General features: G+C 69.8%; 13 protein-coding genes. 6 read left to right on the top strand and 7 right to left on the bottom strand.

Annotated features, from left to right (window positions below; genetic code table 11):
* Positions 1 to 23 precede the first annotated feature (23 nt).
* Positions 24 to 1769 carry an oxalyl-CoA decarboxylase gene (gene oxc / locus ABD743_RS16090; protein ID WP_344722885.1) on the bottom strand — a complete coding sequence of 582 codons (1746 nt, stop codon included), beginning with the start codon at positions 1767 to 1769 and terminating at the stop codon, positions 24 to 26.
* Positions 1770 to 2037: 268 nt separating this feature from the next.
* On the opposite strand from oxc, the gene ABD743_RS16085 reads away from it, so the two are divergent.
* Positions 2038 to 3627 (top strand): FadD7 family fatty acid--CoA ligase, encoded by a 1590-nt coding sequence (locus tag ABD743_RS16085; protein ID WP_344722884.1) that lies wholly within the window; start codon positions 2038 to 2040, stop codon positions 3625 to 3627.
* Positions 3628 to 3644: 17 nt separating this feature from the next.
* On the opposite strand, the gene ABD743_RS16080 is transcribed toward ABD743_RS16085, so the two are convergent.
* Positions 3645 to 4577, bottom strand: a complete 933-nt coding sequence (locus ABD743_RS16080) for a LysR family transcriptional regulator (protein ID WP_344722883.1) — start codon at positions 4575 to 4577, stop codon at positions 3645 to 3647.
* 283 nt (positions 4578 to 4860) lie between these two features.
* On the opposite strand from ABD743_RS16080, the gene ABD743_RS16075 reads away from it, so the two are divergent.
* On the top strand, positions 4861 to 5643 hold the full coding sequence (locus ABD743_RS16075) for a GDSL-type esterase/lipase family protein (RefSeq protein ID WP_344722882.1): 783 nt from the start codon (positions 4861 to 4863) through the stop codon (positions 5641 to 5643).
* A 42-nt stretch (positions 5644 to 5685) separates the two neighbouring features.
* On the opposite strand, the gene ABD743_RS16070 is transcribed toward ABD743_RS16075, so the two are convergent.
* Both ABD743_RS16070 and ABD743_RS16065 read right to left on the bottom strand, forming a co-directional pair.
* Positions 5686 to 6480, bottom strand: a complete 795-nt coding sequence (locus tag ABD743_RS16070; RefSeq protein ID WP_344722881.1) for a methylated-DNA--[protein]-cysteine S-methyltransferase — start codon at positions 6478 to 6480, stop codon at positions 5686 to 5688.
* On the bottom strand, positions 6477 to 7187 hold the full coding sequence (locus ABD743_RS16065; RefSeq protein ID WP_344722879.1) for an RNA polymerase sigma factor: 711 nt from the start codon (positions 7185 to 7187) through the stop codon (positions 6477 to 6479). Before ABD743_RS16065 ends, ABD743_RS16070 begins: the two co-directional genes overlap by 4 nt.
* Before the next feature lie 192 nt (positions 7188 to 7379).
* Here ABD743_RS16065 and ABD743_RS16060 point away from each other — a divergent pair, with 192 nt between their 5' ends.
* From ABD743_RS16060 to ABD743_RS16045, 4 genes are all read left to right on the top strand, one after another.
* Positions 7380 to 7916 (top strand): methylated-DNA--[protein]-cysteine S-methyltransferase, encoded by a 537-nt coding sequence (locus tag ABD743_RS16060; RefSeq protein WP_344722878.1) that lies wholly within the window; start codon positions 7380 to 7382, stop codon positions 7914 to 7916.
* A gap of 82 nt (positions 7917 to 7998) precedes the next feature.
* Positions 7999 to 8478, top strand: coding sequence for a DUF2975 domain-containing protein (locus tag ABD743_RS16055; RefSeq protein WP_344722877.1), 480 nt, complete (start codon positions 7999 to 8001; stop codon positions 8476 to 8478).
* Positions 8478 to 8684, top strand: coding sequence for a helix-turn-helix domain-containing protein (locus tag ABD743_RS16050; RefSeq protein ID WP_241034089.1), 207 nt, complete (start codon positions 8478 to 8480; stop codon positions 8682 to 8684). Before ABD743_RS16055 ends, ABD743_RS16050 begins: the two co-directional genes overlap by 1 nt.
* Positions 8685 to 8896: 212 nt before the next feature.
* A complete protein-coding gene (locus tag ABD743_RS16045; protein WP_344722876.1) occupies positions 8897 to 9796 on the top strand; it encodes an alpha/beta fold hydrolase in 900 nt (299 codons plus the stop codon).
* Here the strand turns inward: ABD743_RS16045 and ABD743_RS16040 are convergent.
* The 3 genes from ABD743_RS16040 to kdpC all read right to left on the bottom strand — a co-directional run.
* Complete coding sequence (locus tag ABD743_RS16040) at positions 9772 to 10479, bottom strand: response regulator (RefSeq protein ID WP_344722875.1); 708 nt, start codon at positions 10477 to 10479, stop codon at positions 9772 to 9774. The two genes, ABD743_RS16045 and ABD743_RS16040, sit on opposite strands and share 25 nt — an antisense overlap.
* Positions 10476 to 13004: a DUF4118 domain-containing protein gene (locus tag ABD743_RS16035; protein WP_344722874.1), complete on the bottom strand. Its 2529-nt coding sequence runs from the start codon at positions 13002 to 13004 to the stop codon at positions 10476 to 10478. Before ABD743_RS16035 ends, ABD743_RS16040 begins: the two co-directional genes overlap by 4 nt.
* 73 nt (positions 13005 to 13077) lie before the next feature.
* A partial coding sequence (kdpC, locus tag ABD743_RS16030) for a K(+)-transporting ATPase subunit C (protein ID WP_344722873.1) occupies positions 13078 to 13695 on the bottom strand: 618 nt, incomplete at its 5' end.

Below are 13695 nucleotides of genomic sequence, written 5' to 3'. Positions count from 1 at the left end.
CGAGCGGCCCGGGATGGTGCCGCTTACTTCTTCGATCCGGTGAAGTTGCCGATGCCCTTCGGGTTGAGGTGCCCGATGTTGCCGCTCTCCGTGCCCGCCGAGGGGTCGATCACGCAGTCGATGAGCGCCGGGCCGCCCGAGGCCAGCGCCTCGGTGAGGGCCGCGGTGACCTCGGCAGGCGTGGTGGCGCGGTATCCCTTGCCACCGAACGCCTCGATCATCAGGTCGTGACGCGCCTCGGACATCAGGGTCGTCGGCGCCGGGCCGTCGCCCAGGGGGTTGACGTCATCGCCACGGTAGACACCACCGTTGTTCATGATCACCGTGACGACGGGCAGCTTGTAGCGGCAGATCGTCTCCAGCTCCATGCCGCTGAACCCGAACGCGCTGTCGCCCTCCACAGCCACGACGGGGTCGCCGGTCTCGACGGCGGCGGCGATCGCGTAGCCCATGCCGATGCCCATGACGCCCCACGTGCCGCTGTCGAGGCGGTGGCGCGGCACGTGCATGTCGATCACGTTGCGGGCGAGGTCCAGGGCGTTGGCGCCCTCGTTGACGATGTAGGTCTCCGGGCGCTCGTGCACGACGTCCCGAATGGCCTTCAGGGCACCCATGAACTGCATCGGGTGCTTGTCGGCCTTGAGGCGCTCCGCCATCTTGGCGACGTTCTGGGCCGAGCGCGCCGCCAGCTCCTCACGCCAGGCGGTGGGGGCCGAGATCTGGCCGGGCTTGGTCCGCTCGGCGAGCGCCTCGAACACCGACTCGATGTCCCCGACGAGCGGGGCGGCGATGGGCTGGTTGCTGTCCATCTCCGTCGCCTCGATGTCCACCTGGACGAACTTGGCGTCGGGGTTCCACTGCGGGGCCTGGCCGTGGTTGAGCAGCCAGTTCAGCCGGGCACCGACGAGCATGACGACGTCGGCCTTCTTCAGCGCCAGCGACCGGGCGGTGGCCGCCGACTGCGGGTGGTCGTCGGGCAGCAGACCCTTCGCCATGGACATCGGCACGTAGGGAATGCCGGTGGACTCGATGAACTCGCGGATCTGGTCGTCCGCCTGCGAGTAGGCGGCGCCCTTGCCGAGAATCACCAGGGGACGCTCGGCACCCGCGAGGACCTCGATCGCACGGTCCACCGCGTCGGGCGCGGGCAGCTGGCGCGGCGCGGGGTCGACGAGACGGCTCAGCGTCTTGGCGCCCTTCTCGGCGTCGATGATGGAGCCGAGCACGGCGGCCGGGATGTCGAGGTAGACACCGCCGGGACGACCGGAGATCGCGGTGCGCAGCGCGCGGGCGATGCCTCGGCCGATGTCCTCCACGCGGCTCACCCGGTACGCGGCCTTACAGAACTGCTGCGCAGCGGCGAGCTGGTCCATCTCCTCGTAGTCGCCCTGCTTCAGGTCGACGACGTGACGCTCGCTCGAGCCGGAGATCTGGACCATCGGGAAGCAGTTGGTGGTGGCGTTCGCGAGCGCGACGAGCCCGTTGAGGAAGCCCGGTGCGGACACCGTCAGGCATACGCCTGGTTTCTTGGTGAGGTACCCGGCGATCGCCGCAGCGTGTCCTGCGTTGCTCTCGTGCCGGAAGCCGACGTAGCGGATGCCCTCGGCCTGGGCGAGACGGGCCAGGTCGGTGATCGGGATGCCGACCACTCCGTAGATGGTCCGCACGTCGTTGAGCTTGAGCGCGTCGACCACCAGGTGATACCCGTCGGTGGGCTCGGCCGGAACGTCGGGGTTCACCGCGGTCTCCAGCTCTGAAGGGGCGGTCATTGTCCGAGGTCCTCCTTGGGTAGTTAGGCCTGTTCCGATGCTGCGGATCACTTTCCGCAGCGCGCGTCCCCGCGTCCAAGACTCATAGCCGACCAGCTGATAAACAACATCTATCGATTCATGATCGTCGCTGGTCCCGCGGGGGTACGGCTCCGTTGATAGACGCTCGCTATCGGCCGGTCGCCGGTGCGTATTGGACGGGCGCTCCGTGCCCACGCAGGCTCGCCGGTGACAGCTTTCGCGGACCTGGCGTGAGGAGGTGCTGGTCATGGCCGTTCCGACGGCATCGGTGCGCGACGCGAACCGATACCGAACACCGGCGGTCACCGGCCTCACCGATCTGCTCGACCGTCACGTGCGTCATCGTCCTCGTGCCCGGGCCCTCGTCGTTACCGGGGACCGCATCCAGCTGTCCTACCACGCCCTCGCCACGGTGGTCGATGACGTCGCCGCCCGACTCGGCGACACCGGACTGCACCGCGGAGACGCGATCGGGCTCGTCTGCGCCAACACGGCCGAGTTCGTCGTCGCGCTCCTGGCATCGGCACGGGCCGGGCTGGTGGTCGCTCCCGTGGACCCCACCCTGCCCGCGTCACAGATGTCCGCCCGGCTCGAGGCGGTGGGGGCACAGGCGGTGCTCCTCGGTCCACCACCGGCCGACCCCGGGCCGATCGCCCCGGCCGACGTCCCGACATGGACTCTGGGACTGCGCATCTCCCCTGCCGGCACGGCAACGGCCGTGCTCGACACCGGCGCACGTGTGGTGCGGCAGGTCCGGGGCGGGGGCCACGGGCTCTCGGCCGACGACGCCCTCGTCCTGTTCACCGCGGGAACCAGCAACCAGGCCAAGATGGTTCCGCTGACGCACGCCAACATCGCCGCCTCCGTGCAGAGCATCTGTGCCACCTATGGGCTCGGGCCGGATGACGCGACGGTCGCGGTGATGCCGTTCTTCCATAGCCATGGACTGGTCGCTGCCCTCCTGGCCTCCCTGGCCAGTGGGGGATGCGTGTTGCTACCCGAGCAAGGACGGTTCTCGGCGCCCACGTTCTGGGAGGAGATGCGGGCCGTGGCCGCCACCTGGTTCACCGCGGTCCCGACCATCCACGAGATCCTTCTCGACAGGTCGGCGCACGAGTACCCGGGACCGCAGGTCGTACCCCTGAAGTTCGTGCGCAGTTGCGGTGCACCCCTCAACGCGGCCACCCAGCGGGCGCTCGAGCGCACACTCGGTGCGCCGCTGCTGTCCGCCTACGCGATGACCGAGTCCACACACCTGGCGACCAGCGAGCCGTTGCCGCACGAGGGGCCGCTGAAGCACGGGTCGGCCGGCCGGCCGACCGGAGTGGACCTTCGTGTCGTGGACCAGAACGGGAACACCTGCCCTGCCGGCGCGCAGGGCGAGGTCTGGGTGCACGGCCCCACCGTGGCCCGCGGCTACCTGGCCGACCCGGCCGGCACGGCGCACAGCTTTCCCGACGGGTGGTTCCGCACCGGCGACCTGGGCTCACTGGACGAGGACGGCTACCTGGTCCTCACCGGGCGCATCAACAGCCTCATCAACCGCGGGGGCGAGACGATCTCGCCGGAGCACGTCGAGGACATCCTCGCCGGGTGTCCCGGTGTCACCGAGGCGGCCGTGTTCGCCATCCCCGACGCAACCGTGGGGCAACGGGTGGGCGCCGCCGTGGTCGTGTGTGAAGGTGAGGGCATCGGGCCCGAGCAGATCCTGCAGTACTGCCGTCACCGGCTGTCCTCCGCCGAGGTGCCCGACCGCTTCGACGTCGTCGACGCCCTACCTCGTACCGCCGAGGGTGGGCTCGACCGGCGCGCGGTGGAGGCCCGGTACGCACGGTGAGACCGCGGGCCCCCGTCTCAGATGACGCGGTGCTCGTTCGGCAGCGGCTGGTCGAACAACTCGGCCAGCGACAAGCCCGTCGCCGCCTTCACGAACGCCCGGGCCGCAACCGAACCAGGGGTAGCTGCGTGAATCGCCACCGAGACCTGTGCTCGGACGACCGGGTCGACCAGCCGGACGGCTCTCGTCCTGCCGATCACCGGCATCGCACGCAACCACGTGTGCGGCACGATGCTCGCCCACCCGCCGGCGCCCACGTGCGCATAGAGGGAAGCGACCGAGTCGGTCTCCACCTGCGGGGTCACCTCGACCCCGCTGTCGGTGAACGCGCTGTCGATGACCTGGCGGTTCCTCATGTCGGGCGTCAGCAACGCGAGCGGCAACTGGGCCGCGTCGGCCCACGTCATGGTGTCGGTCGGGGGGACCAGCTGGTCGGCCGACACCAACACCACATACCTCTCCTCGTACAGCGGCACCACCTGCAAGCTCTCCCGGTCGTCGGGGGCGAAGTGGGCGATCGCGGCGTCCAACTCGTACTCGCGCAGCTGGCGGTGCAGGTCCGACGTCGCCAACCGGGAGCTGACCTGCACCTTGGCCAGCGGGTGCGCCGCACAGAACGCGGCCACGGGAAGCGCCAGAGTCGTCGACGCCGTGGGCTCCGTCCCCAGCCGCAACGTCCCGGTGATGCCCGACTGAACGGCGGCCACCTCGGCCTTGAACGCATCCTGCTCGGCGAGGATCCGTTTGGCCCACACGACGAGCCGTTCGCCCTCCGGGGTGAGGCCCTCGTAGTTGTGCCCGCGGTTGATCAGCGTGACGTTCAGCTCCCGCTCGAGCTTGGCGATGGCCGCCGAGAGCGCGGGCTGCGACACGTAGCAGGCTTCCGCCGCCCGCGCGAAGTGCCTCTCCCTCGCCACCGCCACGAAATACTCCAGCTGGCGGAACAGCACGAGCGACTCCTTTCTGCCTGGGCACCACGCCGTACCAGGCCGCACAGCTCGGTTGTCCCGGCGACACCGTCAATCATCCTGCGAACGCCGGAGATGACGTCACCGCCTCCGGCCTGCCGAACCGTCGACTTCGAGGAGAGCATGCCCCAACGTCTGGTTACCGGTTCCATGCAACCGGCGAACATCTCCGAGCAGCTGGTGGTGTGAGCACCATCCGCCGCCGGAAACGGCATGATCGACCCTGACGACTTCCGTGGCACGTGTTCGAACTGATGGGTGCGACATGCGAAGAGGAGGCCATCCGCGAGAGCCCGGAGCAGGCCGTCGTGCGCTGCCGGTCCTCGCCGCCGCGGTGGCCGCTGCAGTGGGGCTCGCCGTCATGTTCGGCATGGCGACGCACGACGCTGCCGGGAGCGATGCGGTGGTGGGCGCGGCCACGACGGTCGGCGTCGCCGCCCATCCGTTGCGGATCATGGCTCTGGGCAACTCCAGCACGGTGGGCGTGGGCAGTCCCGGCACGGCCGGATTCCGTGGCCCGCTCGAGTCGCTCCTTGCCCGCGACGGGATCGCGTTCGTGATGGTGGGTTCGCAGCAGACGGGTCCTTCGTCGGTGCCCGACCGCCACCACGAGGGTCATCCTGGATGGACGCTGGTGCAGATGCAGCCAGTGGTCGCCGGTTGGATGAAGGCCCAGCGCCCGGACGTGGTGCTCCTGCAGGTCGCCACCAACGACCTGAACAGCGGTGTGAGCGCTCGGGTCACGGCCGCGCGTCTGGACAGGCTGCTGGACACCATTCATGGCGTGTCGAACACGGCGGTGATCGTGGCCGGTGTGTGGGCGCCGCTGCACGACCATCCCCAGGCCCGTGCCGAGTACCAGCGGCTGGCCGCCGCAGTGGTGGCCCGGCACGCGAGACGAGGCGAGCCGATGACCTTCGTCGACACGTCCACGCTGCTCGGACCCGGTGACCTGTTCGACGGCTTGCATCCGAACAGGAACGGCTACCGCAAGATCGCGGCGGTGTGGGACAGGGAGATCCGCTCCTTCGTGGCGGACCGACACTGACGCTGCGTTTCTCCTGCGCGCTCTCCCATGCCTGACCTGCGCTCAGGCACCGAGCTCCTCCACCCCGGGCCGGCACGTGCGGCACGGCCGGTAGCCGGCCGCCACAGCACCGGCGAGGGTGTTGAAGCCCTGCCGGTGGGCCGGGGTGATCCGGCGGGCGTCGCGGCAGCTCGGGAAGCAGACGATTCCCGTGGTGTCGCTGGCCAGGTAGTGGACGCCATGGCGGGCGAGGGACCGGATCTCATCGAGGTTGACTGCCTCACCGCGTAGCAGTTCCTCCTTGTGCACGGGCCCGAAGGTGTACTGCCCGATCGCGCCATCGGCGCGCACGACGCGGTGGCACGGCACGAGCAGCGGCACCGGGTTGCGGGCCAGGACGGTTCCCACGGCCCGGACGGCCCTCGGGCTGCCGGCCTCACGAGCCACCCAGTTGTAGGGGCGCGTCTGTCCCGCCGGGATACGGCGGGTCGCGTTGAGCACGGCCTGCTCGAACGCCGTCAGTCCGGCCAGGTCGAGGCGCAGGTTGCGCGCCGGGCGGCCGCGCAGCGCCGGCAGTACGCCGGCGGGCACCGTGCCGGCCTGCTGGAGCGGCCGGGCGAAGCGCGCCCGATACTCCTGTGCGAACTCCTCGACGTCACCGTGCACCGACTCCGACGAGCGCACGAACTGCACGCCTGCGCCCGTGAACGCGACGAATACCTCGCCGAGTCTGCTCGGTGCGCTTGCCCAGCGGGCGAAGACCCTCTCGGGCAGCGTCACGGGCGCGGACGCAGCCAGCGATCCGAGCGCGCTGATGATCTGTCGGTCGCTGACGAATCGCGAGTCGTTGGTGGTCATCGACGTCTCTCCCCCGATGCGAGCATCGGCTGTGCCGTGCGGTTGACGGTCGCGGGCACCACCCTGGGCAGCACGTCGGTGCCGCGGGGCGGGCCCGGAACGGTCACGGTCTCGGTGAGCAGTGTTCGGAGTCGCTGTAGTCCTCGTGAGATGTGCGATTTGGCCGTCCCGTCCTTGCAGCCCAGCACCTGCGCGACCTCCCCGGTCGGCAGCCCGACGACATGGCGGAGAACAACCGCTGTGCGCTGCACCTCGGGCAGCTCGGCCAACGCACAACCCAGTTCGCGCCGGGTCTCCGACCGCTCTGCCTGCTCAGCGGGCCCAGCAGCAGAATCCGACTCGTCACGCGGCTGCGACATCGGCGGCGGAGCGGGTCGGCGGGCAGCGTCGCGAGCGCGGTTGCGCGCGGCGTTCCTCAGGATGGTCATCAGCCACGGGCGTACGGACAGGTCGCGGATCCGCTGGGCGCTGTAGCCCTGCAGAGCCCGGTACGCCCGTAGCAGGGTGTCGGCGGCGAGGTCCTCCGCGTCGGCAGCCCCGTGTGTCAGGTTGTGCGCGACAGAGAACACGAGGTCACCGTGCACGCGCACGAGTTCGGCGAACCCGGCGTCGAGATCGGCGACCAGGTCGCGGGACAGCTGGTCTTCGACCGGGTCGTCGTCGGGAGAACCGGCCGAGGCCGTCCCGCCGTCGTTGTCTTCGACCATGTCTTACAGAACACCGCCTCACGGCACCGGTTGCAGCGACGCCCGAGAAGTTGCGGCCGCATCTCGGCCGGGCCGTCCCGGACCACTCGGGACACCATCGGGCCCGCATCGACACGCCTGCAACCGCTGCGGCGCTTCGGGGTTCTGCATCTCGAAGCCGGGAGCATTCCCTAGCTCCGGAAGGAGACGATCATGTCCACCCCAGCAACGCACCCGACGGTCGTCCACGACACTCCGATCGGCCGGCTCTCCCTGTCCGCGTCGGACGCCGGGATCACCCGCGTGCGGTTTCGTGCGACGGCCACTGACGCGCCTTCTGTGCGTGAGGCGGGGCCCGCGGGAGCGTGGCAGTGGCTCGACCAGGCACGGCGCCAACTCGACGAGTACTTCGCCGGGACGCGCACCCGCTTCACCGTGCCGATCGATCTGAGCAGGCTCGACCCCGAGCGACGCGCTGTGCTCGAGGCCCTCGCCCATGGCGTCGAGCACGGTGAGACCACCACCTACGGCGCCCTGGCCGCGGCCGTCGGCCTCACCGGGGACGGGCCTCGCCGTGTCGGCGTCGCCATGGCCCGAAACCCCGTGCCGATCCTGGTGGCCTGCCACCGTGTCATCGGCGCCGACGGCAGGCTCACCGGCTACGCAGGCGGCCTCGGGGTCAAGCGGGCCCTCCTCGACCTGGAGGGTCGCGACCGCCGACCGGCCCAGCTCGCCCTGTCCTTCACCTAGTGTCGCGAGGCCAACCCGCCCGAGCGCCGTACATCGATAGGTACCGATTGACAGTCGATAGATCACCAGCGATACTCGATGCATGATCGCAGAGCACCGAGTGGTAACCCCACTCCGGGTCTTTCTCGTGCTGCTGTTCGGGATCCTGCTCGTCTTCCAGACCCTCTCGCTGCCCGGAGGTATCGCACACATGGCGCAGGAATCCCCGCGCGATGCGTACCTGAGGTGGCCACTGACCGCCATAGCGGTGTTCTGGGTGCTGTGCGTCCAGGTGGTGATCGTGTCCACCTGGAAGTTGCTCACCATGGTCAAGAACGACCGCATCTTCACCAAGGCGTCATTGGTGTGGGTGGATGCAATTGTGTGGGCCATCGTTGCCGCGTGGGTGGTGCTCCTGGGCGTTTTCCTCTACGTCGGTTTCCACGCGGACGACCCCGGACTTCCGATGGTGCTGTTGTTGATGTTGATCGGTATCACTGTGATCGGACTCCTGATGGTGGTGATGCGTGCGCTGCTACGGCAAGCCACCACACTGCGCACCGACATGGAAGCGGTCATCTGATGCCGATCGTGGTGCGCATCGACGTCGAACTGGCCAAACGCAAGATGAGCGTCGGTGAATTCGCCGAGCGTGTCGGACTGACGCCCGCAAACGTGGCGGTTCTGAAGAACGGCCGCGCCAAGGCCGTTCGCTTCAGCACGCTGGAAGCCATGTGCCGGGTACTCGAATGCCAGCCCGGCGATCTGCTCGAATGGGTCGAGGCATGACGAGTGCCCCCTGATCCATCACGGGCCACTCGGCGTGGCGTTCATCCGCGCCCGCGCCTACCGTGACGCGGGGGCGCGGATGGCGTCGTCGCACCGGGCCCGCGCGATTCGGACGCCCGCATTCACCGCCCGGCGCGCCGGGCAGCCACATCGACATCGACCGTCACATCGCCGCCCGCGACGCAGCCATCACGTCAAGGGAGGCACCAGCCATGATCGACGTGCATCACCGCACCACCACCGTGAACGGCCACGAGGTCTTCTACCGCGAGGCCGGCCACGCCGACGCACCAGTGGTCCTGCTCCTGCACGGCTTTCCCACCAGCTCACGCATGTTCCGCAACCTCATTCCCGCGCTCGCCGACCGCTACCACCTCATCGCACCCGACCATCTCGGCTTCGGGCACTCGGCCACACCCCCGGCCGACGAGTTCACCTACACGTTCGACGCACTCACCGACATCACCGAGGGCCTGCTCGACCAACTCGGCGTCGACCGATTCACCATGTACGTGCAGGACTACGGCGCGCCCATCGGCTGGCGCCTCGCACTGCGCCAACCCTCCAGAGTGGAGGCCATCATCAGCCAGAGCGGGAACGCCTACGACGAAGGCTTCGTCCCCGACTTCTGGACACCGATCTGGGCCTACGCGCAGGCCCCCGGCCCCGACACCGAACGGCCACTCCGCGGTGCGTTCGAGCTCGACGCCATCCGCTGGCAGTACGTGAACGGGGTGCCCGAGCCCGACCTGGTCGACCCCGACACCTGGCTCCTCGACCACTCCGGACTGCTCCGCCCCGGCAACGACCGGATCCAGCTCGACCTCTTCCGCGACTACGCCACCAACCCGCCCCTCTACCCCGCCGTCCAGGAGTACTTCCGCACGAGCCAGGTGCCCACTTTGGCGGTCTGGGGCGCAGGCGACGAGATCTTCGGTCCCGACGGCGCAACGGCCTTCAGCCGCGACCTTCCCGACGCCGAGGTCCATCTCGTCCAAGGAGGTCACTTCCTGCTCGAGAGCGCCCTCGACACCGTGGCCGGATACATCCGCGGGTTCCTCGGCCGCACCCTCGCAGGAAACTCTCCTCAGCGTTCGGGCTCGAAGCGGTAACCCATTCCGGCCTCGGTGATCAGATAGCGGGGATGCGCGGAATCCGGTTCCAGCTTCCGGCGCAGTTGGGCCATGTAGACCCGCAGGTAGTTGGTCTCGGTGCTGTGACTGGGGCCCCAGACCGTCCGCAGAAGCTCCCGCTGCCCTACGAGCTTGCCGCGGTGGCGCACCAGCAGTTCCAGGATGCCCCACTCGGTCGGGGTCAGCCGCACGTTTGCGCCGTCGGCACGGATGACCTTCTTGGCCGCGAGGTCCACCGTGAAGGCGGCGGTCTCGACCACGGGCTCGGAGGCGGCGCCGCTGTCGGCGCTCCACACGGCCGACCGGCGTACCGCTGCACGGAGCCTGGCCAGCAGTTCTGCCATCCCGAACGGTTTGGTGACGTAGTCGTCGGCGCCCGCGTCGAGCGCTTTCACCATTGCGGCGGAGGCGTGCCGTGCCGTCAGCACGATGATCGGCATCCTGGTCCAGCCGCGCAGGCCCTCGATCACCTCGGTTCCGTCCATGTCGGGCAGGCCCAGGTCGAGCACGACGACGTCGGGATGGGCATCGGCCGCGGCCCGCAGCGCGGACCTGCCGTCGGGGGCGACGATCACGTGGTAGCCGTGCGCTGTGAGGTTGATCCGCAGCGCGCGGAGGATCTGGAGGTCGTCGTCGACCACCAGGATTCTGCGCGCGGTCACGGGCACCGGTCCCCACCCTCGTACTCGGGCAGCGAGACGACCACCGTCAGGCCGCCGCCGGGCGTGTCCTCCGCAGTCAGCGTGCCTCCCATGATCGTCGTGAGCCCGCGGGCCACCGACAGCCCGAGCCCCACACCGGTGGCGCCGTCGCGGTCGCTCGGCCAGGCGCCGCCCAGCCGCTTGAACGGCGCGAACAGCGCGTCCCTCGACTTCTTCGGCACCCCGGGCCCGGAGTCGGCGATACGCAGTTCGACCCGGCGGGCGTGCGCACTCGCCCGGAGCACGATCGGTGCATCGCCTGCGTAGCGCAGCGCGTTGTCCACGACGTTCGCGACCACGCGGTCGAGCAGCCCGGGATCGGCGAGGACATCGGGCAGTGTCTCGTCGATGTCGACCTTCACCCGGCCCATTCCCTTCAGCCCGACGAGGGCCCGGCTCGCGGCCTCGTAGTAGCCGACGGCGGTGAGCAGTGGCGTGACGGCACCGGAGGCGAGACGGGAGGAGTCGAGCAGGTTGTCGACGAGCCCGGTGAGCCGGTCGGCCGACTCGTCGATGGTGGTCATCAGGTCGCGCTGATCGGCGCGAGGTAGCTCGAGATGCGGGTCGAGCAGGCTGCCCGTCGCCGCCTTGATCGAGGTCAGCGGGCTGCGCAGGTCGTGTCCGACGGCCGAGAGCAGCGCGCTGTGGGGCTCCGTCGCCTCGGCGCGGCTGCGTGACTCCTCGGCGTCCGCCGATGCGCGCTGGCTCCGTAGAGCGAGGAGCGCCTGGCTGCCGACCACCTCCAGCAGCCTGCGGTCCGCGGCCGCGAGGGAGCGCCCGCTACCGACGAGGTGCAGGTTCTCCTCGACCTCCACGTCGACGTCCGCCTCCTCCGGCGTCATGCACCCGTTGCGGCCCGACGACGTGACACACCGCCAGTCGTCGGGCCCGGTGCACTCCAGGATCGCCACCGAGTGCAGACCGAACGCCTCACGCACCTTCTCCAGCAGACGTGGCAGCGGTTCGGTCCGGGTCAGTACGGTGCGGGCGAACGACGCGAGAAGCGCCCCCTCGGCACGCGCCCGCGCCGCCTGCTGTGCGCGCCGGGCCGCCCGGTCGACGACGATCGCCACGAGCGCGCCGACCACCATCATCGCCAGCACGGTGACCAGGTTCTCGGTCTCACCGATGGTGAGCGAGTACAGCGGCGGGGTGAGGAAGAAGTTCAGCATGATCCCGCCCAGTACGGCCGCCAGAAGGGCCGGGCCGAGTCCGCCGACCATCGCCACCAGGACCGTCGCCAGGAAGAACATCACGACGTCGCTCGGCATCCCGAGGACTCCCTGCAGCACCACGCCTGCGACGGTTGCGGTGCTCGGGAGCAGGAGCGCGAGCACCCAGCCTGCCGTCAATCGGGTCGGCGACAGGACGGTGTGGAACGCCGGCAGGTGCACGCCGCGCCCCGCCCCGGCGTGGGTGACCATGTGGACGTCGATCGAGCCGGAATCCTGGATGACCCGCGAGCCGATTCCCTCGTCGAACATGCGGGCGATCCGTGAGCGCCGCGACGTGCCCAGTACCAGCTGGGTGGCGTTGGCACCGCGGGCGAAGTCCAGCAGTGCGGTCGGCACGTCCTCCCCGCCCACGACCGTGTGGAAGCTCGCCCCGACGTCGTCGGCGAGCCCGCGCAACCGGGGTACGGCCCCGGCCGGAGGTCCGGCGAGCCCGTCGCCGCGCAACACGTGCACGGCGAGCAGGTCGGCCGCGCCGGAGCGCTTCGCGATGCGGGCTGCCCGGCGGAGGACCGTTTCGCTCTCCTTGTCGCCCGTGAGCGCGACGACCACCCGCTCCCTGGTCTCCCAGGTCTCGGTCACCGCCTTGTCACGGCGGTAGCGCTGCAGGGCCACGTCGACCTCGTCGGCCACCCAGAGCAGGGCCAGCTCCCGCAACGCGGTCAGGTTGCTCGGCTGGAAGAAGTTGGCGAGCGCCGCGTCCACCTTCTCCGCCGGGTAGACGTTGCCGTGCGCCATCCGCCTGCGCAGGGCCTCCGGCGTGATGTCGACCAGCTCGAGCTGATCGGCCCGGCGCACCTCCTCGTCGGGCACCGTCTCTCGTGGACGGATGCCGGTGATCCGCTCCACGACATCGTTGAGCGACTCGAGATGCTGGATGTTGACCGTCGTCAGGACGTCGATCCCGGCCTCGAGGAGCTCCTCGACGTCCTGCCAGCGCTTGGCGTGGCGCGACCCCGGGGCGTTGGTGTGGGCCAGCTCGTCGACCAGGACGACCTCGGGCGCGCGTGCCAGCACGCCGTCGAGGTCGAGCTCGTCGAGGCCGGGGTGACCCCCCACCGGCCGGCGTGGCACGACGTCCAGGCCGGCGAGCAACTCGGCCGTCTTCGTCCGGCCGTGGGTCTCCACGAGCCCGACGACCACGTCGGTGCCCCGTTCGAGGCGTCGGCGTGCCTCACCGAGCATCGCGTACGTCTTGCCGACCCCGGGTGCCGCACCGAGGTAGATCCGCAGGTCACCGCGTCGTGTTGTCATATCCGCCGTCCTCGCCGGTACACGCAGCGTGCGCGGAGACCGCCGCTGCGGTCTCCGCGCACGGAGGGATCACTCAGCGGGCCGCCTCCTGCACCGCGAGGTTCAGCTCGGTGACGTTGACCGTCGGCTCACCGAGGAAGCCGAGGATCCGCCCGGTGCTCGCGTTCGCGACGAGGTCACGGACCTCGTCCTGCGACAACCCGGTCACCTGGGCCACGCGGGCGGCCTGCAGCTCGGCGTACTCGGGGCTGATGTGCGGGTCGAGGCCCGAGCCGGAAGCGGTCACCGCGTCCGCAGGCACGAGCGCCGGGTTCACGCCCTCGCGCTGCGCGATCAGTTCACGTCGCTGGTTGATCGTGTCGAGCAGGTCCTGGTCGAACCCACCCTTGTTGGAGCCACCGGAAGTGGTGGTGTCGGCCGGGCCAAGCACATCCTCGGCCGAGGCTGCCGGCCGGGTGTGGAAGTACGGGTCGGCGGTCGGGTCGGCCGGGACCGGGTCGATCCCGATGAGCGACGACCCGACAGGCGTGCCGTCGGCGGAGTAGATGATCGAGCCCTCCGCGTTGGCGGAGAGTCCGGGAATTCGTCCGACCCCGTACACCACCAGCGGGTAGATGATCCCGCAGAGAATGGTGAACGCGATCAGCACCCGCAGCCCGGTGGCGGTCTGGCGCCACAGCGTGGTGAGCAT

Origin of the sequence: Pseudonocardia yunnanensis, from assembly GCF_039534065.1 — a bacterium.
Classification (GTDB): Bacteria; Actinomycetota; Actinomycetes; order Mycobacteriales; family Pseudonocardiaceae; genus Pseudonocardia; species Pseudonocardia yunnanensis.
The sequence above is the reverse complement of the archived record's forward strand: the minus strand, read 5'-3'. Positions and strand labels throughout refer to the sequence as shown.